Genomic DNA, 23,936 nt, shown 5'->3' on the forward strand with positions numbered 1-23,936 from the left:
CGTCCCGTGCGGGCGCAGGAAGTTAGACCATGGCAATGCGTACCGAATACTGCGGTCTTGTGACCGAGGCCCTGTTGGGCCAAACCGTGACCCTGTGCGGCTGGGTGAACCGTCGCCGCGACCATGGTGGCGTGATCTTCATCGACCTGCGCGACCGCGAAGGCTATGTGCAAGTGGTCTGCGACCCGGATCGCCCGAGATGTTCAAGGTGGCCGAAGACCTGCGCAACGAATTCTGCGTGCAGGTCAAAGGCCTGGTGCGCGCGCGTCCCGAAGGCACCACGAACGACAAGCTCAAGAGCGGCCAGATCGAGGTGCTGTGCCATGAACTGAACGTGCTCAACCCGTCGGTCACGCCGCCGTTCCAGCTCGACGACGACAACCTCTCGGAGACCACGCGTCTCACGCACCGCGTGCTCGACCTGCGCCGCCCTACATGCAGCGCAACATGATGCTGCGCTACAAGACCGCGATCCAGGTGCGCAACTATCTCGACAAGCTCGGCTTCATCGACATCGAAACGCCGATGCTCGGCAAGAGCACGCCCGAAGGCGCGCGCGACTATCTGGTGCCAAGCCGCGTGCACGATGGCGAATTCTTCGCGCTGCCTCAGTCGCCCCAGCTCTACAAGCAGATGCTGATGGTGGCCGGCTACGACCGCTACTACCAGATCACCAAGTGCTTTCGCGACGAAGACCTGCGCGCCGACCGCCAGCCGGAATTCACGCAGATCGACTGCGAGACCTCGTTCCTCAACGAAGAGGAAATCCGCGCGATCTTCCAGCAGATGATCACCGAGGTGTTCAAGCAGCAACTGGACGTGGATCTGGGCGAATTCCCGATCATGACCTATCAGGACGCTGCGTTCCGTTTCGGCTCCGACAAGCCCGATCTGCGCGTGAAGCTCGAATTCACCGAACTCACCGAGGTGATGAAGGACGTGGACTTCAAGGTGTTCTCCACGCCGGCAACCACCAAGGGCGGCCGCGTGGTGGCGTTGCGCGTGCCGGGCGGCGCACAGATTTCGCGCGGCGAGATCGACGCCTACACCGACTTCGTGAAGATCTACGGCGCCAAGGGTCTCGCGTGGATCAAGGTGAACGAAGTCTCCAAGGGCCGCGACGGCCTGCAGTCGCCCATCGTGAAGAACCTGCACGATGGCGCGATCAACGAGATTCTCAAGCGCACCAACGCGCAGGACGGCGATCTGCTGTTCTTCGGTGCCGACAAGGAAAAGGTCGTCAACGACTCCATCGGCGCGCTGCGCCTGAAGGTCGGCCACAGCGACTTCGGCAAGAAGAGCGGCCTGTTCGAGAACAAGTGGGCACCACTGTGGGTGGTGGACTTCCCGATGTTCGAGCATGACGAGGAAAACAACCGCTGGGCGGCCGTGCACCATCCGTTCACATCGCCCAAGGACGGCCATGAAGACCTCATGGACACGGACCCCGGCAAGTGCCTTGCCAAGGCCTACGACATGGTGCTCAACGGCTGGGAACTCGGCGGCGGTTCGGTGCGTATCCACCGCGCCGACGTGCAGAGCAAGGTGTTCACCGCGCTCAACATCTCTGCCGAGGATGCGCGCGCCAAGTTCGGCTATCTGCTCGATGCGCTGCAATACGGAGCGCCGCCGCACGGTGGCCTCGCGTTCGGTCTCGACCGCCTGATCACGTTGATGACCGGTGCCGATTCGATCCGCGACGTGATTGCCTTCCCCAAGACGCAACGCGCGCAGGACCTGCTCACGCAGGCTCCGTCGCCGGTCGATGAAAAGCAACTGCGCGAGCTGCACATCAAGCTGCGCAATGTGACACCCGCCGCGCAGTGACGCACTGAGCCGCTGTCAGCAGAAAACGGTATAACGCCAAGGTCTTCGGACTTTGGCGTTTTTCATTTTCGGGAGCCTGTAAGTTGCGTTGAGATTTTGTGAGGAAATGATTGCATGATGATTTCAAGCGATATGCGCAGCCTGCCGCGTAGCGCGCTGGCGGCGGGCCTCTGCGTAGCAGCGCTGTTTGCCTTGTCGGGCTGCGGCGAGAAGAAGACCGAGCTCGGCGAGGGCAGTTCGGAGGTGACCGGTTCTGCCGGCCCTGCGGGCGCGCGCAATCCCAATCCGACGCTGGAGCGCTGCGAACAGCCCATCGCCACCGTCGCGCTTCTGGAAAATCCGCGCGGCTACCTCATGCCGTCCACGGTGAATCTGCCGCCCACGCCGGTGCCGCTCGTGAAGCTGCTGATGCAGCAAAGCGGGTGCTTTCGCGTGGTGGATCGCGCGGGCGGCCTGCAAGGCACGATCCGCGAAGGCGAGTTGCGCGATTCGGGCGTGCTTCGTCCCAACGGCACGGTCCAAAAGGGCAAGGGCTACGAGGCGCAGTACACGATGACGCCCAGCCTTACCTTCAGCGAGCAGGACGCTGGCCGGGGCTCGCGGGCATCATCGCGATGATCCCGGTGCTGCGCGACATCGCGGGTCTCGCGGGTGTTGCCGAGCAGGTCAAGTTCAAGGAGGCGCAGACGGCGCTGTTCCTGACCGACAACGAGACGACGGAGCAGGTGGCAGCGTCCACCGGCTCCGCGCGCGCGACCGATCTGGGCATGGGCGGCTTCGTGCTCGGCAAGATCGGAGGAGGCGCGGGCATGGGCTGGAGCAACACCAACGAAGGCAAGGTCATTGCGGCCGCATTCCTGCACTCGCACAACCAGTTGGTGCACCAGTTGCGACTGCTTCAGGAAAAGCAGATGCCGCCGCCCGTGCCGACCAAGGCGGGGGCCAAGGGATGAGTGCCCGGTCTACGTGGCAATTGTCCCGCGATGGCATCGACTGACGACATGCAGCCGCGCTGGAAAATCCCGCAATCGGTGCTGGTGGTGATTCACACCGCGCAATTGCAGGTGCTCCTGCTGCGGCGCACGCAGGGCACGGGCGAAACCGGCGAAGGCGCGCGCACCGATTTCTGGCAGTCGGTCACGGGCAGCAAGGACGCGCTCGATGAGCCGTTCGAGGTCACGGCCCGGCGCGAGGTGCTGGAGGAGACCGGCATCGATGCCAGCGCCCCGGCCTGCAGCCTGCTCGACTGGAACCTGGAGAACACCTACAGTATCTATCCGCAATGGCTTCATCGCTACGAGCCCGGTGTGCGAGAGAATACCGAGAGGATTTTCAGTCTCCGGGTGCCCGACGGCACTGCCGTAGCCTTGAATCCCAGGGAACATACTGCATATGAATGGTGGGACTGGCGAGAGGCCGCGGACCGGTGCTATTCGCCGTCGAACACCGAAGCCATTCTTTGGCTGCCAAGATTTGTCGGAAGATGACTACAAACATTCACATCGATACCGAAGACGAACATTCAGGCATCCTGCGTGTTGCCACCTACAACATCCACAAGGGCGTGCAGGGCCTGGGCCCGACGCGGCGCCTTGAGATTCACAACCTGGGCCATGCCGTCGAGCAGCTCGATGCCGACATCGTTTGCTTGCAGGAAGTGCGCAAGATGAATCGGCGCGAGGCGCAGTACTTCAACCGCTGGCCCGAGGTGTCGCAGGCCGAATATCTGTCGCCGGAAGGTTACGAGGCGGTCTACCGCACCAATGCCGTCACGCGTGATGGCGAGCATGGCAACGCGCTGCTCACACGCTGGCCGGTGGTCGGCCACGGTCACGAGGACATCTCGGATCACCGCTTCGAGCAGCGCGGGTTGCTGCACGTGGAGATCGACTTTCAGGGCAAGCGCGTGCACGCCATCGTCGTGCATCTGGGCCTGATCCACGAGAGCCGTATGCGGCAGGTGGCGAAGATCCAGCGTTTCATCGAACGCGAGGTGCCTGCGGACGCGCCGCTCGTGATCGCGGGTGACTTCAACGACTGGGGCTTTCAGATCAAGCGCATGCTCGCGGGATTCGGGCTGTTCGAATATGACGATGGCCCGCGCTCGTTCACCTACCCGGCACGGCTGCCGATTGCCCAGCTCGACCACGTCTACGTGCGTGGCCTCCAGCCCACGAGTCTCTACGTGCCGAACGGGCGCATCTGGTGGCGCATGTCGGACCATCTTCCGCTGATTGCGGAGTTCAGGCTTTGAGCCCCGAAGCGGTCGGCGGTGGCAAACGTGTGGTGTTCCACTCCGGACATGAGGTCCGGTTGCTGCAGGGCACGCAGGAGTTTTTCCCCGCCCTGATCGCCGACATGAACGCCGCCACGCGCAGCATCCAGTTCGAGACCTACATCTTCGATTGCACCGCGAGCGGCGAGCAGATCGCCGAGGCGTTCATCAATGCGGCCAGACGCGGCGTGGACGTGCGCGTGGCGGTCGACGGATTCGGCACCGGCCTGATTCCCGCGCCGTTGCGCGAACGCTTCGAGGCGGCGGGCGTGCAGTTGCAGGTGTTCTCCGCCGTTCGCCAGTTCGCATTGCTGCTGCCCCGGCATTGGCGCAGGCTGCACCGGAAACTGTGCGTCATCGACGACGAGGTGATGTACTGTGGCGGCATCAACGTGCTCGACGATTTCTGGGATCCTAACCACGGCAAGCTCGAAGCGCCACGCTTCGACTTTGCCGTGCGCGCCAAGGGCGCACTGGTCGATCAGGCGTCCGACAACATGGACAAGCTCTGGTGGCGAATGCGCGCGGTGCATGACGCAAGCAAGCGCAAGATTTCCCGCGCCGTAGCCGATCTGCGCGCGGCGCGTGTGGCGCAGAGTGCGGCCAAGCGCTCGGCGGCCAAGGCCAAGGGCATGCGCGCGGCCCTGCTGTTTCGCGACAACCTGCGCAATCGCAGCCGGATCGAGAAGGCGTACCTGCGCGCCATCGGCAGTGCGCGGGAAGAGGTCATCATCGCCAATGCCTACTTCATGCCCGGACGCAAGCTGCGCCGTGCGCTGATTCTGGCGGCCGAGCGCGGCGTGCGCGTGCAGTTGCTGCTGCAGGGGCGCTATGAGTACTTCATGCAGTTTCATGCGTCGCGCCCGGTGTATGGCGCGCTGCTCAAGGCGGGCGTGCAGATTTTTGAATACTCGCCGAGCTTTCTGCACGCGAAGGTGGCCGTCGTGGATGCCTACGGCGACCGGCCCTGGGCGACCGTGGGTTCATCGAATCTGGAGCCCTTGTCGCTGCTGCTCGCGCGCGAGGCCAATGTGGTGGTGGAAGACGCTGCGTTCGCGCAGGACCTGCAGCAGCGCCTCAAGGAGGCCATGGAGCACGCAGGCCGGCAGATGGACCCGGACGTGTTCGCGCGCCGTCCGCTGCGCGAGCGGGTGCTGGATCACGTGGCTGCGGCGATCATGCGGTCGCTGATCTGGGTGACCGGCAACCGGTACTGAATCCGCGTCTGAATGCTATTTGTTTTGTAGCTCGCAAGGGTTGCCCGGCAAGCCATGCGAGAACAAGAGCCGTACCGCACTACGGACTCCAATCGCTGGTACCATGCCGGCATGTCACAAAATCCTGACACCGACTCCCAGAAGGCCGGACAGCCCGACGCCGACGAGGGCACTCCCGTATCCGTGAAGATCCGCGAGCGTCTGGCGGCTGCCCGCAAGCGCTTCAACGCCAACGACAACATCTCCGAGTTCATCGAACCGGGCGAGCTGGAATTGCTGCTCGACGAGGTCGAAGAGAAGATGCAGACCGTGCTCGACAGCATGGTCATCGATACCGTGGGCGATCACAACACCAACAACACCGCGCGCCGGGTGGCGAAGATGTACATCAACGAGGTGTTCCGTGGCCGCTACGTTGCGCCTCCCGCAATCACGGAGTTTCCGAATGCGGAACATCTCAATGAGCTGATGATCGTCGGCCCGATCACAGTGCGCAGCGCATGCAGCCACCATTTCTGTCCGGTCATCGGCAAGATCTGGATCGGCGTGCTGCCCAACGAGCACACGAACGTGATCGGCCTCTCGAAATACGCGCGGCTGGTGGACTGGGTCATGGGCCGTCCGCAGATTCAGGAAGAGGCCGTGGTGCAACTGGCCGACCTCATCATGGAGAAGACCCAGCCCGACGGTCTGGCCGTGGTGATGGAGGCGTCGCACTTCTGCATGTCCTGGCGTGGCGTGCGCGAGATGGACAGCAAGATGATCAACTCGGTGATGCGTGGCGTGTTCCTCACCAACCCCACGCTGCGCCGCGAATTCCTGTCACTGATACCCGGAAGGAACTGAGCCATGCTGGTGCGTTTGCTGTATGTGAGCCGCGCGGTGGACACGTCGCCCGCGGCAATTGAAGCCATCCTCACGCAATCGCGATCGCACAACCCGGCGAGCGGCATCACGGGCGTGCTGTGCTATGGCGGCGGAATCTTTCTTCAGGCCATCGAGGGCGGCCGCTCCACCGTGAGCGCGCTGTTCGGCAGCATTCAGGCCGACGTGCGCCACAAGAACGTCGAGCTGCTGTCGTTCGAGGAGATTTCCGAGCGCCGCTTCGGTGGCTGGACCATGGGGCATGTCAATCTCGCCAAGCTCAATCATTCGATCGTGCTCAAGTATTCGGAGCGCCCCGAATTCGATCCGTACTCGACCTCGGGCAAGGTCTCGTTCGCACTGCTCGAAGAGCTGATGGCCACGGCCTCGGTCATTGGCCGGGCCTGATTCCCGTTTTTTATTGCTCCTGCGCTCCCCGGCGCTCGCCTTGAAGAGCATGCAGACAGTCCTACAACCACACGCAGACCACGCATGTCGCTGACGGCCTTTGGCCTGATCATTCTTGCGGGGCTGATCCATGCGGGCTGGAACATCGCGGCCAAGCGCGCGGGCGGCGATTCGCGGTTCGCGTTCTTCAGTTCAATGCTCAATATGCTGGTCTGGGCACCGCTGGGCTGGTGGCTGGGGCGCGACGTCGTGCCGCTGTGGGGCGTGCGCGAATGGACCTTCGTCGCGCTGAGCGGCCTGCTGCACGTGCTGTATTACGTGGTGCTGCTGCGCGGCTACCGCAAGGCCGATCTCACCGTGGTCTATCCGCTGGCGCGCGGCACGGGGCCGTTGCTGTCCTCGCTGGTGGCGATTCTCTTTCTGGGCGAACACCTGTCCGCGCTCGGCGCACTCGGCATTGCGGGCGTGGTCGGCGGCGTATTCCTGATCGCGGGCGGACCCGGCCTGTTGCGCGCAGCCAAGGAGCCGCTGGCGCGCAAGCGGGTGCACAAGGGCATGCTCTATGGCGTGCTGACGGGCGTGTTCATCGCGTCGTACACTGTGGTCGATGGGTATGCGGTGAAGGTCATGCTGCTGTCACCGATTCTGCTGGACTACATGGGCAATTTCGTGCGCGTCGTGCTGTTGTCGCCCGTGGCCTTGCGCAAGCCCCGCGAGTTGCTGCCACTGTGGAAGGCGCAGTGGAAGTACGCCTTGCTCGTTGCCATGGTCAGCCCCATCGCCTACGTGCTGGTGCTGTATGCCATGCAGCACGCGCCGATGTCGCACGTCGCGCCCGCGCGCGAGGTGTCGATGCTGTTCGCGGCGCTGATCGGCGGGCATCTGCTCAAGGAGGGCGACCGCAAGGCGCGCATTCTGGGTGCCGTGCTGATCGCTGCGGGTGTGACAGCACTGGCGCTTGGCTGACGAAAATGAACCAGCCGCTGCTACAACTCATAGGCTGCGATTTTTCGAGCCGCCCGAGCCGCCGCAAACCCATCGTGCTGGCGCTCGGTGAGTGGCTGGTGCAACGGCAAGGCCGTGATCCGTGGGTGGTCGGGCTTGCGGACATCGAGACGCTGCCAAGCCTCGCCGAATTCGGCGCGTGGCTCGCCGAGCCGCGAGTCTGGGTCGGCGGTTTCGATCTGCCGTTCGGACTGCCTCGCGAGCTGGTCGCGACATTGGCGTGGCCTGAGCGCTGGGATGAGTGCATGGCGCACTACGCATCGCTTGGCCGCGGCCAGATTCGTGAACTATTCGCCGCGTTCTGTGCGGCGCGGCCTGTGGGGCCAAGTTCGCGCATCGCGCCACCGATGGCCCGGCGGGCTCTAGTCCGTCGATGAAGTGGGTCAACCCGCCTGTGGCCTACATGATGCATGCCGGTGTTCCCCTGCTCAGGAACGCGGGCGTTCATCTGCCGGGCCTGCACGCCGGAGACCGCAATCGCGTGGCGCTCGAAGCCTACCCGGGCTGGTTGGCGCGGCAACTCATTGGCCGCGTGAGCTACAAGAGCGATGACAAGGCCAAGCAGACCGCAGAACGCGCAATCGCCAGAAGCCAACTTGTGAGCCGGATTGCAAGGCCGCTTCCCATGCTGGATGGAGTGTGCGTGCGCTTGAGCCGATCACAATGCGAACGGCTTGTCGCGGACGCCAGCGGCGACACCGTTGACGCGGTGCTGTGCATGCTCGTGGCCGCATGGGCGCACCGTCAGCATCTCGCAGGGCACGCCAACTACGGTCTGCCGCCACAGATCGATGGTCTGGAAGGCTGGATCGCAGGCGTTTAGGGCTATTCCGAAACGTGATCTGCGTGCGCTGTGTGAACAGCCTTAGTCGAAGTAGACGATCACGGAGCGCGGCGTCGGGAATTCAATGCGGCTTTGCAGTTGCTCTGCCAGGCATTGCAGGCCATTGCGGTCGATGGGGGCGTGTGGACAGGGCTGGGTGCGCCTGCGAAGTCGGGCAGGCCCAGGGGCGGCGCCTGGCCTTCGCTCAGGATGCGGATGCGATGCGCGTCGGGTTCGGCGATGATGCGCTGCGGTGTGGTATCTGCGCCTTCGGCCAGGTGGTAGATCGCTGCAAGCGCCACATACATCAGCGGCTGCGGCTTGAGTGCCAGCGCCGACCAGACTGCGCTTTCCTGCGGTAGCGGTGTCTGCTCGATGTTGCGAAGCAGCAGGAACGGTCGCGACAGTTCCCAGATTTCGCCCAGCAACACCGGAGCCACGATCCGCTCGTCGGTCGGCTTGTCCCAGTGCCGGAGACGGCGCAAGCCATTGCTCAGATCGGTGATGCCGGTTTCCAGCGACGAAGTGCGCTGCAGGATGGCCTGGCAATCGACCGTGTCGCCGCTGGTTTCGAGCTTGCGCGTGATCACCGCGAGCGCCATGCGCAGCACCGACACGGATCCGGCCAGATCATGGCGCAATGCGGGCATGGTGCGCGCAAGGACTGCGTGTTGGATGCCTGCTGCGATCCAGGCGGAGGGGTTGCTCGGGCGGTCTGACTCATCGGATGGAAATGCGGAAAGGAAAGGCGGGCTTGTTGCCGCATGTAACATGCACCGCGGTATTTTGCGGGATGGCTTCGCCCGGGGCAATAGCTCGAGCCGAATGCCCGCGCTTGTCCTACATGGCGCGCCGCGCGCGATTCAACCGATGAGCGCCAGATAGGCCGAGCGAGTTTCGGGCGAGACCGATTGCACGAGTTGCTCATGCGGTGTCTTGTTGCGCGACAGCATGCGCGCCGACGCGACCGACCTCGACTTGCAGTACCAGTGGCAGGTGTGCTGCATGAGCAGGATTTCGGCGGTCATCATGAAGGCCTTGTCGCGCGGCGTGCGGCCCGCGTCATTGCGTGCGACGCGCTCGAACCCCTGTGCGTGGATCTGCATTGCGCGCCGCATGTCGAAGGTGCTTGCGGGCATGAGCTGCGTGGCAAACGGCAGGCTTACCGGCAGCTTGGTCACGCGTGCCATGGGCTCGCTGACCTTCTGGATCGATGCCGCGAAACGGCCGAACTGGCTGACCAGCGATTGCTCACTGTCCGAGAGCAGCGCGAGCACCTGAAGGCGGCGCTCGTCGTCCTTCTCGCCCATGGCGCGCAGATAACCCTGCGTGAGCGCTTCGATGTGCTTCTCGATCTGGAACGGCTGCAGATGCTCGGCGAGCACGGCGATGCGCTGGCGTTGCTGTTTGGCGTTGATGAAGAAAGTGGCCGTTGCTGCGAGCAGCACCAGAAGTATCGGATCCATGGGCGAGAGATGTGTGAGGTGACTTGCGCTGCGGTTGCGCTTGCCGGGATGCCGGCTCGGCGCAGGGGTCTATTGTGCGACGTTTGGCGGCGCCTCTGTCCACCGGATCGGTGCAGAATGTGGGATTATTGCCTGCGCCTTCTCCGCGCGCCATCGACCTCTGCCATGCCGTCCCTCGAAACATTGTTCACCTTCTTCGGCGTTGCCGTTTTGCTGGGGCTGAGTCCGGGGCCGGACAATCTTTTCGTGCTGCTGCAATCGGCGCAACGCGGCTGGCGCATGGGCATCGCGGCGGTCGTGGGCCTGTGCCTGGGCATCATCGTTCACACCACCGCCGTCGCGCTGGGACTGGCGGCGGTGTTTGCCGCATCCGAGACGGCGTTCACGGCGCTCAAGTGGTGCGGCGCGGCCTATCTGGTCTACCTTGCGTGGGGTGCGTGGCGCGCACCGGTGGGCGTGAGCGCTCATGGAGCGGTGAATTCGGCGGGCAGCCCGTGGCGGCGACGGCGGGCGATTTTCTGCGCATGGTCATGCGCGGCGTGGTGATGAACCTCACCAACCCCAAGGTGCTGATCTTTTTTCTGGCGTTTCTGCCGCAGTTCGCCAATCCGGCGCTCGGCCCCGTCGCGCCGCAGATTTTCGCGTTCGGCGCGGTGTTCATCGTCGCCACGTTTCTGGTCTTCGGCTCGATAGCGGTGTTCTCCGGCGTGTTCGGCAGGCTGCTGCTTCAATCCGTGAAGGGCCGCTGGTGGCTCAACAAGATCACCGCCGTGGTCTTCGTGGGACTGGCGGTCAAACTCGCGACGTCGCAGCGCTGAGGATGGCGATCAATGCGCCGCTGGCGGCTCGGGCCAGGCGCGCTGCGCGCCGCGCATCTGCTCGAACGCACGCGACGCCTTGAGCACGCCCAGATCGTCAAAGCGCGCACCTACGATCTGCAGGCCGATCGGCAGGCCATCGCGCGTGTAGCCACAATTCACGGACGCTGCCGGTTGCTCCGACATGTTGAACGGCACCGTATAGCCGATGTGTTCCAGCGCCGTGTCCGGATCGTTGGTGGGCGAGGGCCACTCCGCCTTGAACGCCACATGCGGCGCGACCGGCGAGATCACGAAGTCGTAGGGATTGCAGGCACGCACCGTTGCCACGCGCGTGAGGTGAAACTGCTGGCTTGCATCGAACACCTGTCTGCCCGACAGATCCGCCGCGCCCTCTGCCCACGCGCGGATATAGGGCAGCACCTTTGCGCGACGCTCCGCAGGCAGCGACTGCATGTCGGCAAACGAGCGCATGCGCCAGAAGAAATCCATGCCCTGCAGCATCTCGCGCGTCATGAACGGCCTCATCGGGCTGACCTCGGCCCCTGCGTTTTCGAGCAACGCGGCGGCGGCGTTTGTGGCCGCGCGCACCTCGTCGTCCAAGGGCAGGCCGCAGCCGGTATCAAGCAGCAGTCCTATGCGTTTGCCCTTGAAGAAATCGGGCGTTGCCGACGGTGCCTCGTGCCAGGCGATGCTCTGCGCAGGCAGACTCATGCTGTCCCGCGCATCGGGTTGTGACAGCACCTGCATCATGAGCGCGGCGTCGGCCACGCTGCGTGTCATTGGCCCGGCAGCGCGACCGGTGTAGGGCGGGTCGATGGGCACGCGTCCGAGGCTGGGCTTCAGGCCGAAAACGCCGCACCAGCTTGCGGGCAGACGGATCGAGCCGCCGATATCGGTGCCGATGTGCAGCGGCCCGTAGCCCGCAGCCGCTGCCGCTCCCGCCCCGGCGCTCGATCCGCCCGGCCCGGTGCTCAGATCCCACGGGTTGCGCGTCAGTGCGTGAAAGCTCGACAACCCGAAGACAACATGCCGTAGTCGGGCATCGTGGTCTTGGAGTACAGCACCGCGCCCGACTCGCGCAGACGCGCTGCGGCGGGTGAATCCGTCATCGACGGAAACAGTTCCGTTGCGGCCGTTCCGAGCGGCGTGGGTTCACCCCGGGTGGCGATGTTTTCCTTGATGGTGACGGGCACGCCGTCAAGCAGACCGGCGGGCGCATTCCTCAGCCACCGGGCCTCGCTCGCACGCGCCTGCGCGAGACCGCCCTGGGGATTGAGCAGATAGGTGGCGCGCAGTTGCGGCTCCCATTGCGCAACGCGGTCAAGCACGGATTGCATGACCTCGACGGGCGAGAGCTGGCGCGAGCGGTAGGCGGCCAGCATGTCGCTGGCGCTGAGTTCGTGGAGGGCGGCAGACATCAACCAGATCTATTCAAATGGGTACGTCGAAACGACGCGGAACAAAACACGTCGCAACAGGGCGGGGAGCGAGTGATGCGCCCCATCAGATTGTCGCGAACATCTCATGCCCACGACAACGCGGACAGGTCGTTCACGAACACCGGCATGTCCTTCCACAGACCGCGCAGGTTCTTGCTGGCGACGGTGACCCACTGCGGCTGGTAAAGGTAGACGCTCGGCACATCTTCGGCGAGCATGCGCTGCGCATCACCGAGCAGGCGCGCGCGGTCGGCGGGGCGCTCGGCGGTCTGGATCTTTTCGTAGAGCGCATTGAACTTCTCCGACTTGTAGCCCCAGTAGTAGTCGGGTTTGGTGTGGTTGTTCAGATCGAAGGGCTCGACGTGGGAGACGATGGAGAGGTCGTAGTTCTTGTTGGTGTAGGTGCCCGAGAGCCACTGCGCCCATTCGACGTTCTGCGTCTTCACGACGATGCCGATCTTTGCAAGTTCGGAGGTGATGACCTCGCCGCCCTGACGCGCGTACGGCGTGGGCGGTAGTGTCATGGTGAGTTGCAGCGGCGTCTTCACGCCCGCTTCGGCCAGCAGCTTCCTGGCCTTTTCGACGTCATACGGATTGATGCCCGTGGTGTCGATATAGCCGAACGCGCCAGGCACGTAGTAGCTGCCGATGGGCGCGCCGAGCCCATCCGCCGCACCCTGGATCACCGCCTTGCGGTCGATGGCGGCGGCGATGGCGCGCCGCACGCGCACGTCGTCGAGTGGCTTGCGCGCGTTGTTCATTGCGAGAATGGTCTTGGCCCGTGAACCGCTGATCACCACCTGAAAGCGCGGGTTGCTCTTGAACTGCGCGACGCTGCGCGGCGTGATGCGCGGGAACGCATCGACGTCTCCGGCAAGCATGGCAGCGACCTGCGCCGCCGGATCGGGAATGAAGCGGAACGTCGCGCGCTTGATCTTCAGCGCCGATGGCTGGCGGAACGTGGGCGCCGCGCCGAGCGTGATCGATGAGCCACGCGCCCACGCATCGAGCTTGTAGGGACCGGTGCCGACGGGCTTGGTGGCATTCGTTGCGGCGCTCTTGGGCTCGACGATGATGGACGTGGCCTGGCCCAGCACGAACAGCAGGTCGGGATCGATCTCGCTGTTGATCAGCACGACGGTGGTGTCATCGATCACCTTGGTGGACAGGCCTGCAAACGTGCGCTTGTCCTTGTTGGTGCTCTTGTCGCCGCCCGCACGGTCGAACGAGAACTTCACCGCATTGGCGTTGAAGGGCTCGCCGTTCTGGAACTTCACGTTCTTGCGCAGCTTGAAGGTATAGGTCTTGAGGTCGGGAGACACGTCCCAGCTCTCGGCAAGCAGCGGCGAAACGCTGCCGTCGGTGTTGATCTTGGTGAGCGTCTCGTAGATGTTGTAGAGGGTGATCTCGGCAATCGACGAAGCCGCGCCAGCCGTCGGGTCGAGGCCCGGCGGTTCGAGCACGAGTGCCAGCGTGACCGAGTCCTTTCTCGCCTGCGCGAGTGCGGACAGCGGGGTCATCAAGGGCACGGCGGCCACGGCGCCGGAGGCCAGAACGGAGCGACGATTGAGCATAGAAGGAGGTCTCCAGAAGGTTGCACGCAGATGCGGGGCACGCGCGCGCTGCGTATCAACCGTGTTTTACTACATAGTGGTACTGCGCATATCTTGCCACGGCAGCGCGACGGTGGCGCGGCGACTCTACGCGCTGCCTCGGGCCGCACGCCGCGCGCGTGCCATGCCGGGCGCGATGCGCGGAACGGCGGCTATCAGGCTCTGCGTGTACGGGTGCTGCGCGTTCGTGAACAGCTCGGAAGGCGTGCCGCGCTCGACGATCCGGCCCTGATGCATCACGACCACCTCGTCGCACAGATGACTTACGACCGCGAGGTCGTGGCTGATGAGCAGATAGCTCAGGCCCGATTGCTGCTGCAGGTCCTGCATGAGGTTCAGCACCTGCGCCTGCACGGACACGTCGAGCGCACTGACCGGCTCGTCGGCGACGATCAGGCGCGGGCGCGTGATCAGTGCACGCGCGATCGCAATGCGCTGACGCTGCCCGCCCGAGAATTCGTGCGGAAACTTTTCTGCGTCGGTTCCGCGAAGCCCGACCTGCGCGAGCACGTCGGCGGCCCGTGCCTTCATCTCCGAGCGGCTCGAGCGCTCGAGTGCGGCCAGCGGTTCGGTGATGATGCGCTCGACGCTCTGGCGCGGATCGAGCGAGCCGTATGGATCCTGAAACACCATCTGAAAATCGCGCCGCGCCGCGCGCAATTCTGCGGGAGCCAGGCGATGCAGATCGCGACCCTGCAATCGCACGCTGCCGGACGTCGGCGTATCGAGGGCCATGACGAGGCGCGCCAGCGTCGACTTGCCCGAGCCCGATTCGCCGACCACGCCCAGGCTTTTACCCGCTTGCAGCGCGAAGCTGACGCCACGCAGCGCGTGCACCTGATCACGTGGACCGAAGAGCTTCGCGCGCGGCAGGTCATAGCTGCGCGTGAGCTCGTCCACCTGCAGCAGCGGTGTGTCGCTGGCGACGTGGTTCCGGTGTGCGCTCTGGTTCATGCGGGAACCGGATCTGCGGCTGCCAATGCCACGTCGCGCAGGCAGCGCACTTCATGATGGGGCTCGATCTCGCGCGCCTGCGGACGCTGGCTCCAGCAGGCGTCGGCGGTGAACTCGCAGCGCCCCGCAAACGGACAGCCCGGCGGCAGATCGACGAGTTCGGGCACGGTGCCGCGAATGGTCCTGAGGTGTGTCCTTGCCGCGTTCGCCACACCGGCGATCTGCGGGCGCGCTGCGAGCAGGCCGCGCGTATACGGATGCGCCATGTGGTCGAACACCTGCTGCGTCGATCCGCTTTCGACGACCGTGCCGCCATACATGACCAGCATGCGATCCACGTTCTGCGAGATCACGCCGAGATCGTGCGAGATCAGGATCAGCGACATGCCGCGTTCGTCCACCAGATCGGCAATCAGATCGAGAATCTGCTGCTGCACGGTCACGTCGAGCGCCGTGGTCGGCTCGTCGGCGATCAGCAGTTCGGGATTGCACGCAAGCGCCATTGCAATCGTGATGCGCTGCCGCTGGCCGCCCGAAAACTGGTGCGGATACGCGTCAAAGCGTTGGGCGGCCTGAGGAATGCCGACGCGATCAAGCAGCGCCAGCGCGGCCTCGCGCGCCTGCCCTGGCGACAGCCTTTGATGCAGGCGCAGCGGCTCGGCAACCTGCCTGCCGATGCTGTGCACCGGGTTCAGCGCCGTCATCGGTTCCTGAAACACCATGGCCATGCGGTGACCGCGAAGTGCGCACATCTGTTGATCGCTCAGACCGAGCAGGTCCTGACCATCGAAGCGCACGCTGCCCTGTGTTTGCGCGCTCTCCGGCAACAGGCCCATGATGGCGAGGGCGGTAATGGATTTGCCGCTGCCCGATTCGCCGATCAGGCCCAGGGTCTCGCCGCGTGCGAGTGTGAAGCCCACGTCGCGCACCGCCTGCGCGGGCCCGCGATGCGTGTCGAGCGTGATGCCGAGGCCCGAGACTTCCAGCAGTGGTCTTGCGTCGTGATTTTTCATGAAGACGTGCCTCAACGTTGGCGCGCAAGACGCGGATCGAGCAGATCACGCAAACCGTCGCCAAGCAGGTTCAGACCCAGCACGGTGAGCGCAATGGCCGCCCCGGGCCAGACGGAGAGCAGCGGGTTCTGGAACATCAGCGTCTGCGCTTCGGCCAGCATGCGGCCCCATGAGGGCTCGGGTGCCTGCGTGCCAAGCCCCAGATAGGACAGGGCCGCCTCGGCCAGAATCGCGAGAGCGAACTGGATCGTGGCCTGCACGATCAGCGAGGGCAGCATGTTGGGCAGCACGTGTTCGATCGTGATGCGCGAGGAACCCTTGCCGCATGCACGCGCGGCGAGCACGTAGTCGCGCGACCAGATCTGGTTGGCCGCTGCGCGGGTCACGCGCGCGAACGTGGGGATGTAGAAGATGCCGATGGCGATGATGGCGTTGCGAATACTCGCTCCGTACACCGCCGTGAGCATGATGGCGAGCAGCAGCGCCGGAAACGCGAAGGTGAAGTCGGCAATCCGCATGACCAGTTCCTCGATCCAACCACGGCGCGCGGCGGCAAGCAAACCGAGCGCCGTGCCGACGAGCAGACCGATGCCGACGGCGATCACGCCGACCATGATGGAACTGCGTGCGCCCACGAGCAGCAGCGAGACGATGTCGCGGCCATAGGCATCGGTGCCAAGCCAGTGCGTGGCGTCTGGCGGCTGGAGCGCGGCATTCATGTCCACGTCGTAGGCGGAGTGCGGGGTCCAGAGAAATGACAGCGCCGCCATGCACAGCACCAAGAGCGTGAGCGCGGCACCGATCACGAATGCGTGACTGCGCCTCGCGCGGTTCCAGAATCCGGGCGCGGCGCGGGCGGCGGTGGTGGGGGCGGGATGGCCGTGTCGTTCATGCTCATGATTCACCGGCCTTCACGCGGGGATCGATGACGGCGTAGAGCACGTCGACCACGAAGTTCACGAGCACCACCATCGCGGCCAACAGCAGCACGCAGTTGCGCACGACGATGAGGTCGCGGTTGGCGATCGACTGGAAAATCAGCCGGCCAAGGCCCGGAAGGTAGAAAACGCTCTCGACCACGATGGTGCCCGCAAGCAGATTGGCGAACTGCAGGCCCATCACGGTGATCACCGGAATCATGGCGTTGCGCAGCACATGTTTCCAGAGCGCCGCGCGCTGCGAGAGCCCCTTGGCACGCGCCGTGCGCACGAAATCTTCCCGCGACACGTCAAGCACCGCCGAGCGCGTGATGCGCGCGAGAATCGCCGCCTGCACGACCGCCAGCGCTATCGCGGGCAACAGCAGCGCCTGTAGCGCGGGGAAAAAACCGCCGCCACTGTCGGCGTGCCAGCCGGGAATCCGCCCGCAGAGAACCATTGCAGCTTGACCGAGAAGACGAGGATCAGCAGGATCGCGAACCAGAAATTCGGAATGGCGATGCCGATCTGAGCGAGCCCCATGACGCCCACGTCGCCAAGGCGGTTATGGCGCGATGCAGCGTAGATACCGGCAGCGAGCGCGATCAGCGTGGTGATGATCATCGCGACGATGGCGAGCGGCACGGTGAGCGCGAGCCGCTCAAGAATCAACTCGCGCACCGGCGAGCCGTAGGCATAGCTTGTACCCATGTCACCATGCAGCAGCAGCCCGCCTATCCATTGGAAGTAGCGTGTGATCGCCGGCTGGTTCAGTCCCATCTGGTTGGCCAGCTCGGCCACGGCTTCGGGTGACGCGTCCGGCCCGAGCGCCACCTGCGCGGCATTGCCCGGAAGGATTTCAAGCACGACAAACACCACGACCGACGCGGCAAGCAGCGTCGCAGCCAATGTCAACAGGCGCTTGAGGAGAAAGAAAGCCATGGGGTGCGAGCATAGCGGCAAAAACCGCAACCCGCCTCAGGCCATGCGGGCGGGATGCGTGCGTTGCGCCACGGCATTGGATAATCGGCGCATGGTCAAGCCCGGATTGTTTGTTCGCTGCTCTCGTGATTGTTGCTCTGTCGTCGCCCTTGCAGCGGCAGTGGTGGAGGCCTTGCCATGGCTTTGATGATTACGGATGAGTGCATCAACTGCGATGTCTGCGAGCCCGAGTGCCCTAACCACGCGATCTATCTCGGAGAAGTGCATTACGACATTCATCCGGACAAGTGCACCGAATGTGTGGGGCACTTTGAAGAGGCGCAGTGCGTGGCGATCTGTCCTGTGGCTTGCATTCCCGTGAATCCGGGGCATGTGGAGAGTCGGGAGACCTTGATGCAGAAGTATCTGCGGCTCCAGGAGTCCGATGCATCGGAGCCTTGACGCGTTCGGACAACCATGGCGGGTCGGTTACGCCGCGTCTGGTGCCGTTGGCCTTGGCGGTTTGGGGCGTTGGGGTTTGTTGGTGTGGACCTGCATCGTGGCTTTTTCCATGTCGCCTTCGACCATGGCGGGCCATGATTTGAGCGAGTGAATGATGCTGTCGTCGATGAGCTTGCGCTGATCGGGCGATGGTTTCTTGAGCACCCAGTTCACGACTTCGGATTTCACGCCGGGTGACCGATGCCGACGCGCAGGCGCCAGTAGTCGGATGAGCCGAGCTGGGCGTGTATATCGCGCAGGCCGTTGTGGCCGGCGTGGCTGCCGCCGCGTTTGAGTTTGACCTGGCCGGGGGAATGTCGAGTTCGTCATGCACCACCAGAATTTCCTCGGGGCTATCTTGAAGAAGCGGGCGAGGGCGGCGACCGATTTACCCGAGACGTTCATGAAGGTCTGCGGCTCGAGCAACCAGATGGTGTTGCCGGATACGTTGGCACGCGCCATCAGTCCGAAATAGCCGCGCTCGGGAACCAGATTCACCTTGAGATCGCGCGCGAACTCGTCAATCCACCAAAAGCCGGCGTTGTGCCGTGTGGCTTCGTATTCGGGGCCGGGGTTGCCGAGGCCGACAAACAGTTTGATCATGGGTTGGATTATCCGGTCAATGGGCGCGGCACAAAGCAGAACGGCCCACCGAGGTGAGCCGTTCGTTGGCTGCGGACCTGGGGCCAGTCTCGCGATCTGCCCCAAGCCTGCATCGTGAAGAAAAAAGAGTGCTTACTTCTTCTTCTTGGCGTCAGCGGCAGGAGCGGCGGCGGCAGCAGCAGCATCGCCTTCGGCGGCCGGAGCAACTTCTTCAACTTCTTCCTCTGGCGGCAGGTTGACGGACAGCAGAGCGGGATCGCTCTTGTTGCCACGCTGGACCAGCGTCACACCCTTGGGCAGCTTGACGTCGCTGATGTGCAGAGGGGCGTTCTTTTGCAGGCCGCTCAGGTCCACTTCCACGAATTCGGGCAGGTCCTTGGGCAGGCAGGTGACTTCGAGTTCGTTCACCAGAATGGTCACGAGGCACTTGTCGACCTTGACTGCATCCGATTCTTCTGCGCCGTTGAAGTGCAGTGGCACCTTCATGTGCAGCTTGGTCTTGGCGTCCACGCGTTGGAAGTCAACGTGCAGAACCAGTTGCTTGTAGGGGTGGAATTGCACGTCACGCAGCAGCACCTTGCCAGCCTTGCCGTCGACTTCCATGTCCAGCACGGACGCGTGGAAGGCTTCCTTCTTCAGGGCGTGCCACAGGTTGTTGTGGTCCAGCTCGACCAGTTGAGGCTGGCCTTCACCACCGTAGACGATACCGGGCGTGCGGCCCGAAATACGCAGACGGCGGCTCGCACCCGTGCCTTGCTTTGCGCGCTCAAAAGCGACGAATTTCATAACAGACTCCTATTTGGATCGGCCGCGACCAGCCTGATCCGATTACAAAGAACCGTTGCCGGTTCGCCAGATTGTCCGTCTCCGGACAACACACAAGCCTCCCGAAGGAGGCTTGGTGGTTTTGATGCGCGGCCTTGTGGGCCGCAGGCATCAGAAATTGTTGTTCTGTTCCGAGAACAGGCTCATCACCGACTCGCCCGTGTTGATGCGCTGGATCGTCTCGGCGATCAGCGGTGCCACGGATAGTTGGCGAATCTTGCTACAGCCCTTGGCGGCATCGCTCAGGGGGATGGTGTTGGTCACGACCACTTCGTCGAGCGCCGAGCCCTTGGCGATGCGCTCGATGGCGGGGCCGGAGAAGATCGGGTGCGTGCAGTAGGCGTAGACGTTCGTCGCGCCGCGCTCCTTGAGCACCTCGGCGGCCTTCACCAGCGTGCCGGCGGTGTCGATCATGTCGTCCATGACCACGCAGTTGCGGCCTTCGATGTCGCCGATCACGTGCATCACCTCGGAGACGTTCGCCTTCGGGCGGCGCTTGTCGATGATCGCGAGGTCGGTGCCGAGTTGCTTGGCCAGGGCGCGGGCACGCACCACGCCGCCAACGTCGGGACTGACAACGATGAGGTTCTCGTACTTCTGCTGGTTCAGATCACGCAGCAGAACGGGCGATGCGTAGATGTTGTCGACCGGAATGTCGAAGAACCCCTGAATCTGGTCGGCGTGCAGGTCCATGGTGAGAACGCGGGCGACACCCACGGTCTGCAGCAGGTCCGCAACCACCTTGGCCGAAATCGGCACACGCGAGGAGCGCGGGCGGCGATCCTGGCGGGCGTAGCCGAAATACGGAATCACGGCGCTGATGCGTTCGGCAGAAGCGCGCTTGAGCGCATCCACCATGATCAGCAGTTCCATGAGGTTTTCGTTCGTGGGCGCGCAGGTCGACTGAACGACGAACACGTCGCGGGCGCGAACGTTCTGTTTGATTTCGACGGTGACTTCACCATCGGAGAAGCGACCCACATCCATCGCACCAAGATTGGTGCCAAGATGCTTGACGATTTCTGAAGCCAGGCCAGGATTGGCATTGCCCGTGAAAACCATGAAGTCGGGGTTGTTGGCGTGCATGAGATGCTCAGCGGTCTGACTTAAATCCCGTGGGGACAATTTAATTGGCAGGGGAAGAAGGATTCGAACCTTCGCATGCCGGAATCAAAATCCGGTGCCTTAACCAGCTTGGCGACTCCCCTACACGGGTCGACTGCCGAAGGCAATCAACCTGGATTCTTGTCTGAAGCCCACCCCGTCAGAGGATGAACGTTCAGATTGCTGCATACCTTGATCTGCCAGGCGCCGGGCGCATCGGTCAGATCTACTGCATACGGCATCTGTGCAAACACTGCACTTCCTGAGCCCGTCATTCTAGCATGCAAACCCTTCGATTCCAAAAAGTCGATGACTTTTTTCACATCGGGGCAGAGCGCCTGAGCGACCGGCTGCAAGTCGTTACTTCCAAATTGGTAGTGTGCTGCAGCAAAGTCTTCGATTGTAGCATGCTTTGAATCACGTCTCAGAAGAGGACTCGAGAAAATTCCCTTGGTATCCAGTCCTGCTTCCGGCTTGATCACGACAAACCGGGTTTGCGGTGGTAGCTGCTGCGAATCGAGAGGTTGGATTATGTCACCGATTCCACTCACAAAAGCCGTTCTTCCGGACAAAAAGAACGGAACGTCGGCACCCAGTTTCAGGCCGATGGCCAGCAGTTGTGATAGCGGAAGATGCAGGTCCCACAAGCGATTGAGCGCCAAAAGAGTGCTTGCAGCGTCCGAGGAGCCGCCGCCCATGCCCGCCTGCGCCGGCACGCGCTTGGCGATGCCGATGTGCGCGCCCAAAGACCTGCCGCCAGCCTGTTGCAGTGCATGTGCGGCGCGGGTGCACAGGTCGTCGGGCGGCAGCGCGACGGTAAGGTCTTCGCGCGTGATCCGGCCATCGCTGCGGACTTCGAAATGCAGCGTATCGTGCCAGTCGATGAGCGTGAACACCGACTCGAGCAGGTGGTAGCCGTCGTCGCGGCGTCCCGTGATGTGCAGAAAGAGATTGAGCTTGGCCGGGCCGGCACGTCGTAGATGGCCTGCATGGCGCTTCTCTAGCGATTGAGGACAATCCGCAGCACGGCTACCGGTTGCGGCGAGAAGCGCGTGGCGACGAGGCGCCCGCTGTCGATGCGGCTCAGATCGGCCGTCCAGCCGGTGGCCTTCACGTCGACGCCCCGCAGCCAGCCGAACAAGGCCTGGATCGGTAGATCGTTGCCTGTGAGCTGGATGAGCAACTCACCCAACGAGTCGGATACGAGCCGCTGGTCCGGTGAATCCAGCGTGGCCGTTCCTGGCGACCACTTCAGCTTGGCAAGCACGTTGCCCAGCGGGTTGTAGAGCGTGAGGTCGCCGCGCTGCGCATCGCCCGACAAATCAAACGCGGCGCTGAAGTTCTTCTCGGCACCTTCCTCGATCTGCAGGCCGAGACGGCCACTCCAGAAGTCTTCCCCATTGATGGATTGATCGGGTTTGAGCCTGGGCCGGGTGCACGCGCTGAGCAGCGCAGCCGTGCCCAGCACCATGATCGAGCGGCGATGCAGGCCCTGCCTCAAGGCTTGACCCCCAGACGCTTGAGCGTCTCGAGCAGCGTCTCGTTGTCGGGTTCGCTTTTCAGGCCCTTGCGCCAGACGTCCTTCGCCTTGGCCTGATCGCCCATGCTCCACAGCACTTCGCCGTAGTGAGCAGCGATTTCCGCGTCCTGCTGGCGGGCGAAAATCTTCTCGAAGATGCGTGCGGATTCTTCCTTGTTGCCGAGGCGGAACTCGACCCAGGCCTTGCTGTCCATGATGAATGGATCGTCGGGCGCGTATTTGAGCGCCGAATCGATCAGCGACCGGGCCTCTTCGAGATTCACGCCGCGCTCCGCGAACGAGTATCCGAGCGCATTGCGTGCGTGGTAATAGTCGGGCTGGCGGTCGATGATCTTGCGCAGCAGTTGCTCCATCTGCGTGATGTTGCCGGCCTTCTCGGCCAGCATGGCCTGTTCGTAGAGCAGATCGTTGTCTTTGGGCATCAGGGCCGCGGCCTCGCCCACGATTTTGGCGGCTTCGTCGTATTGCTTGGCTTCCTTGAGCAGTTGCGCATCGGCCAGCATCTTGCGCTGGCGCTCCTCATCGGTATTGGCGGGCAGGGCCTGCACGAGCGCGCGCGCTCCGGACAGGTTGCCTTGCTTGGCCAAGAGCGTGGCACGCTGGTTGCTCACCGAAAAATCGCCGGGCGAGACCTTGTCGGCCTTGACGAGCCATTCCTCGGCCTTCGCATACTGGCCGCGATCCATGGCGATCTGGGAGACCATCAGGTAGGCGCGCGACAGCGCCTTCGCGACCGTGGGGCTGCTCGCATTGGGTTCAGACAGCGCGATATAGCGTTGCAGCGCGACATCGGCCTCGTCGATGCGTTTGCCCTGCACGTCGAGCGACGCGAGCACCAGCCAGGCGTCCGCCAGTTCGGGGTTGCTCTTGGTGAGCGCAGCGAGTTGCTCTCGTGCCTCGTCCGAGCGACGCTCCTGCAACAGGTAGCGCGCATAGTTCATGCGTACCTCGGGGCTGGGGTTGCCCGCCAGATAGGTCTTGAGCAAATTCTGGGCACCCGGCACTCCGGCATCCACAAGTTGCAGCGCCAGCGTGCCGGCGCCGTCGTCCGAGGGATCGAGCTTCATGGCCTGCTGCATCGCCTCCAGCGCGCCGCTTGGATTGTCCGCCGCCAGACGCATGCGCCCGATGGTGGTCCACGCGGTGGGTCCGGTGGCCGGATTGCTGAGTTCGCCTGCGGTCGCGTTCTCGACCACCTTGGCAGCCAGCGCCTTGTCACTGACCCGGCCATAGACCTGCGGCAATGCCTTGAGCGTGAGCAGCTTCACGCGCTGATTGGACAGCGCAAGTTCCTGCTTGAGCGGGCCCGCGGTGTCTTCGACGCGGTTGAGAATCACCAGAATCTGCAACAGATAGCGGTTGGCATCGCGCGAATTGGGGAAGGCGTCCTTCCAGGCATGCGCGGCGATCAGCGCGCTCTCGGCCGAGCGCGATTGCAGCGCGATCTGCGTCGCACGCTGATAAAGCTGCTCCTGGCCACTGCGGCGCGCGGCGTCCAGCATCAGCGCGTAGCCCGATGCCGGATCCCCTTGACCGGTGGTCATCTCGCCGATGAGAAGTTCGTAGAACAGCTCCGCGTCGACCGCCGCCTTGTCGTCGCTGGACGACTCCTCGTCTGCGGGCAGGGCCGTGTCGGAATCGGGCACGGCCGGTGCCTGCGCCCAGGAAATGTGGGCGTGCATGACCATGGCCGCAGCCAAGGCAACTGCCCGTAAACGATGAATTTGCACCATCAGATCATAATAATCCATGCTTGGGCCTGTTCGAGAATCCTCTGTGCGAATCAGGCGTCGGGCAGAT

At 63.6% G+C, this 23,936-nt stretch carries 17 protein-coding genes, 1 tRNA gene and 8 pseudogenes; 11 read left to right on the forward strand and 15 right to left on the reverse strand.

Annotation, left to right across the window (positions count from 1 at the left end; translation table 11 throughout):
* Positions 1–29 precede the first annotated feature (29 nt).
* The 9 genes and pseudogenes from aspS (at position 30) to H9K75_RS18335 (ending at position 8,419) form a co-directional block, all read left to right on the forward strand.
* Positions 30–1,827, forward strand: a pseudogene (gene aspS, locus H9K75_RS18295) (aspartate--tRNA ligase).
* Positions 1,828–1,959: 132 nt separating this feature from the next.
* Positions 1,960–2,780: pseudogene (locus H9K75_RS18300) on the forward strand (CsgG/HfaB family protein).
* A 30-nt stretch (positions 2,781–2,810) separates the two neighbouring features.
* Positions 2,811–3,314, forward strand: a complete 504-nt coding sequence (gene nudB / locus H9K75_RS18305) for a dihydroneopterin triphosphate diphosphatase (protein WP_404826361.1) — start codon at positions 2,811–2,813, stop codon at positions 3,312–3,314.
* A complete protein-coding gene (locus H9K75_RS18310) occupies positions 3,311–4,081 on the forward strand; it encodes an endonuclease/exonuclease/phosphatase family protein (RefSeq protein WP_187723698.1) in 771 nt (256 codons plus the stop codon). The genes nudB and H9K75_RS18310 overlap by 4 nt, the downstream gene beginning before the upstream one ends.
* Positions 4,078–5,319 (forward strand): cardiolipin synthase ClsB, encoded by a 1,242-nt coding sequence (gene clsB, locus H9K75_RS18315; protein WP_226858304.1) that lies wholly within the window; start codon positions 4,078–4,080, stop codon positions 5,317–5,319. Before H9K75_RS18310 ends, clsB begins: the two co-directional genes overlap by 4 nt.
* 111 nt (positions 5,320–5,430) lie before the next feature.
* On the forward strand, positions 5,431–6,165 hold the full coding sequence (gene folE / locus H9K75_RS18320) for a GTP cyclohydrolase I (RefSeq protein ID WP_187723699.1): 735 nt from the start codon (positions 5,431–5,433) through the stop codon (positions 6,163–6,165).
* 3 nt (positions 6,166–6,168) lie between these two features.
* The gene (locus H9K75_RS18325) at positions 6,169–6,591 is read left to right on the forward strand and encodes a BLUF domain-containing protein (protein ID WP_187723700.1); all 423 of its coding nucleotides are present in this window, start codon (positions 6,169–6,171) and stop codon (positions 6,589–6,591) included.
* Between the two features lie 84 nt (positions 6,592–6,675).
* Positions 6,676–7,557 carry an EamA family transporter gene (locus H9K75_RS18330; RefSeq protein WP_187723701.1) on the forward strand — a complete coding sequence of 294 codons (882 nt, stop codon included), beginning with the start codon at positions 6,676–6,678 and terminating at the stop codon, positions 7,555–7,557.
* 5 nt (positions 7,558–7,562) lie between these two features.
* A pseudogene (locus H9K75_RS18335) lies at positions 7,563–8,419 on the forward strand (DUF429 domain-containing protein).
* A 59-nt stretch (positions 8,420–8,478) separates the two neighbouring features.
* On the opposite strand, the gene H9K75_RS18340 reads toward H9K75_RS18335, so the two are convergent.
* Positions 8,479–9,069, reverse strand: a complete 591-nt coding sequence (locus H9K75_RS18340) for a hypothetical protein (RefSeq protein WP_187723702.1) — start codon at positions 9,067–9,069, stop codon at positions 8,479–8,481.
* Between the two features lie 213 nt (positions 9,070–9,282).
* The gene (locus tag H9K75_RS18345) at positions 9,283–9,885 is read right to left on the reverse strand and encodes a hypothetical protein (RefSeq protein WP_187723703.1); all 603 of its coding nucleotides are present in this window, start codon (positions 9,883–9,885) and stop codon (positions 9,283–9,285) included.
* A gap of 165 nt (positions 9,886–10,050) precedes the next feature.
* On the opposite strand from H9K75_RS18345, the pseudogene H9K75_RS25625 reads away from it, so the two are divergent.
* Positions 10,051–10,703, forward strand: a pseudogene (locus H9K75_RS25625) (LysE family translocator).
* A 9-nt stretch (positions 10,704–10,712) separates the two neighbouring features.
* On the opposite strand, the pseudogene H9K75_RS18355 reads toward H9K75_RS25625, so the two are convergent.
* From H9K75_RS18355 to H9K75_RS18380, 6 genes and pseudogenes are all read right to left on the reverse strand, one after another.
* Positions 10,713–12,124 (reverse strand): annotated as a pseudogene (locus tag H9K75_RS18355) (amidase).
* Between the two features lie 104 nt (positions 12,125–12,228).
* On the reverse strand, positions 12,229–13,719 hold the full coding sequence (locus tag H9K75_RS18360) for an ABC transporter substrate-binding protein (protein WP_187723704.1): 1,491 nt from the start codon (positions 13,717–13,719) through the stop codon (positions 12,229–12,231).
* Positions 13,720–13,845: 126 nt separating this feature from the next.
* Positions 13,846–14,712 (reverse strand): ATP-binding cassette domain-containing protein, encoded by an 867-nt coding sequence (locus tag H9K75_RS18365; RefSeq protein WP_187723705.1) that lies wholly within the window; start codon positions 14,710–14,712, stop codon positions 13,846–13,848.
* Positions 14,709–15,725 (reverse strand): ABC transporter ATP-binding protein, encoded by a 1,017-nt coding sequence (locus tag H9K75_RS18370; RefSeq protein WP_187723706.1) that lies wholly within the window; start codon positions 15,723–15,725, stop codon positions 14,709–14,711. Before H9K75_RS18370 ends, H9K75_RS18365 begins: the two co-directional genes overlap by 4 nt.
* An 11-nt stretch (positions 15,726–15,736) precedes the next feature.
* Complete coding sequence (locus tag H9K75_RS18375) at positions 15,737–16,630, reverse strand: ABC transporter permease (protein ID WP_226858305.1); 894 nt, start codon at positions 16,628–16,630, stop codon at positions 15,737–15,739.
* Positions 16,620–17,584 (reverse strand): annotated as a pseudogene (locus H9K75_RS18380) (ABC transporter permease). The gene H9K75_RS18375 and the pseudogene H9K75_RS18380 overlap by 11 nt, the downstream one beginning before the upstream one ends.
* A 177-nt stretch (positions 17,585–17,761) precedes the next feature.
* On the opposite strand from H9K75_RS18380, the gene H9K75_RS18385 reads away from it, so the two are divergent.
* Positions 17,762–18,025: a YfhL family 4Fe-4S dicluster ferredoxin gene (locus tag H9K75_RS18385; protein ID WP_187723707.1), complete on the forward strand. Its 264-nt coding sequence runs from the start codon at positions 17,762–17,764 to the stop codon at positions 18,023–18,025.
* A gap of 27 nt (positions 18,026–18,052) precedes the next feature.
* Here H9K75_RS18385 and pth read toward each other — a convergent pair.
* The 7 genes and pseudogenes from pth to H9K75_RS18420 all read right to left on the reverse strand — a co-directional run bounded on the left by pth (position 18,053) and on the right by H9K75_RS18420 (position 23,824).
* Positions 18,053–18,667, reverse strand: a pseudogene (gene pth / locus H9K75_RS18390) (aminoacyl-tRNA hydrolase).
* A gap of 132 nt (positions 18,668–18,799) precedes the next feature.
* Positions 18,800–19,453: a 50S ribosomal protein L25/general stress protein Ctc gene (locus H9K75_RS18395; protein WP_187723708.1), complete on the reverse strand. Its 654-nt coding sequence runs from the start codon at positions 19,451–19,453 to the stop codon at positions 18,800–18,802.
* A gap of 150 nt (positions 19,454–19,603) precedes the next feature.
* Positions 19,604–20,578 carry a ribose-phosphate pyrophosphokinase gene (locus H9K75_RS18400; RefSeq protein WP_187723709.1) on the reverse strand — a complete coding sequence of 325 codons (975 nt, stop codon included), beginning with the start codon at positions 20,576–20,578 and terminating at the stop codon, positions 19,604–19,606.
* A gap of 45 nt (positions 20,579–20,623) precedes the next feature.
* Positions 20,624–20,700 (reverse strand) — tRNA-Gln (locus H9K75_RS18405).
* A 24-nt stretch (positions 20,701–20,724) separates the two neighbouring features.
* Positions 20,725–21,587, reverse strand: a pseudogene (gene ispE / locus H9K75_RS18410) (4-(cytidine 5'-diphospho)-2-C-methyl-D-erythritol kinase).
* 9 nt (positions 21,588–21,596) lie between these two features.
* The gene (locus H9K75_RS18415) at positions 21,597–22,097 is read right to left on the reverse strand and encodes a lipoprotein insertase outer membrane protein LolB (protein ID WP_226858306.1); all 501 of its coding nucleotides are present in this window, start codon (positions 22,095–22,097) and stop codon (positions 21,597–21,599) included.
* Positions 22,094–23,824 carry a tetratricopeptide repeat protein gene (locus H9K75_RS18420; protein WP_319016840.1) on the reverse strand — a complete coding sequence of 577 codons (1,731 nt, stop codon included), beginning with the start codon at positions 23,822–23,824 and terminating at the stop codon, positions 22,094–22,096. The genes H9K75_RS18415 and H9K75_RS18420 overlap by 4 nt, the downstream gene beginning before the upstream one ends.
* Between the last annotated feature and the right edge of the window lie 112 nt (positions 23,825–23,936).

It is taken from the genome of Diaphorobacter aerolatus, assembly GCF_014489535.1.
Lineage (GTDB): Bacteria > Pseudomonadota > Gammaproteobacteria > Burkholderiales > Burkholderiaceae_C > Diaphorobacter_A > Diaphorobacter_A aerolatus.

Excerpts from the sequence above, each read along its gene's own strand:
- nudB (WP_404826361.1), top strand. The coding sequence starts at position 2,811 with ATGGCATCGACTGACGACATGCAGCCGCGCTGGAAAATCCCGCAATCG.
- H9K75_RS18310 (WP_187723698.1), top strand. The coding sequence starts at position 3,311 with ATGACTACAAACATTCACATCGATACCGAAGACGAACATTCAGGCATC.
- folE (WP_187723699.1), top strand. The coding sequence starts at position 5,431 with ATGTCACAAAATCCTGACACCGACTCCCAGAAGGCCGGACAGCCCGAC.
- H9K75_RS18325 (WP_187723700.1), top strand. The coding sequence starts at position 6,169 with ATGCTGGTGCGTTTGCTGTATGTGAGCCGCGCGGTGGACACGTCGCCC.
- H9K75_RS18330 (WP_187723701.1), top strand. The coding sequence starts at position 6,676 with ATGTCGCTGACGGCCTTTGGCCTGATCATTCTTGCGGGGCTGATCCAT.
- H9K75_RS18340 (WP_187723702.1), bottom strand. The coding sequence starts at position 9,069 with ATGCCCGCATTGCGCCATGATCTGGCCGGATCCGTGTCGGTGCTGCGC.
- H9K75_RS18345 (WP_187723703.1), bottom strand. The coding sequence starts at position 9,885 with ATGGATCCGATACTTCTGGTGCTGCTCGCAGCAACGGCCACTTTCTTC.
- H9K75_RS18360 (WP_187723704.1), bottom strand. The coding sequence starts at position 13,719 with ATGCTCAATCGTCGCTCCGTTCTGGCCTCCGGCGCCGTGGCCGCCGTG.
- H9K75_RS18365 (WP_187723705.1), bottom strand. The coding sequence starts at position 14,712 with ATGAACCAGAGCGCACACCGGAACCACGTCGCCAGCGACACACCGCTG.
- H9K75_RS18370 (WP_187723706.1), bottom strand. The coding sequence starts at position 15,725 with ATGAAAAATCACGACGCAAGACCACTGCTGGAAGTCTCGGGCCTCGGC.
- H9K75_RS18385 (WP_187723707.1), top strand. The coding sequence starts at position 17,762 with ATGGCTTTGATGATTACGGATGAGTGCATCAACTGCGATGTCTGCGAG.
- H9K75_RS18395 (WP_187723708.1), bottom strand. The coding sequence starts at position 19,453 with ATGAAATTCGTCGCTTTTGAGCGCGCAAAGCAAGGCACGGGTGCGAGC.
- H9K75_RS18400 (WP_187723709.1), bottom strand. The coding sequence starts at position 20,578 with ATGCACGCCAACAACCCCGACTTCATGGTTTTCACGGGCAATGCCAAT.
- H9K75_RS18420 (WP_319016840.1), bottom strand. The coding sequence starts at position 23,824 with ATGGTCATGCACGCCCACATTTCCTGGGCGCAGGCACCGGCCGTGCCC.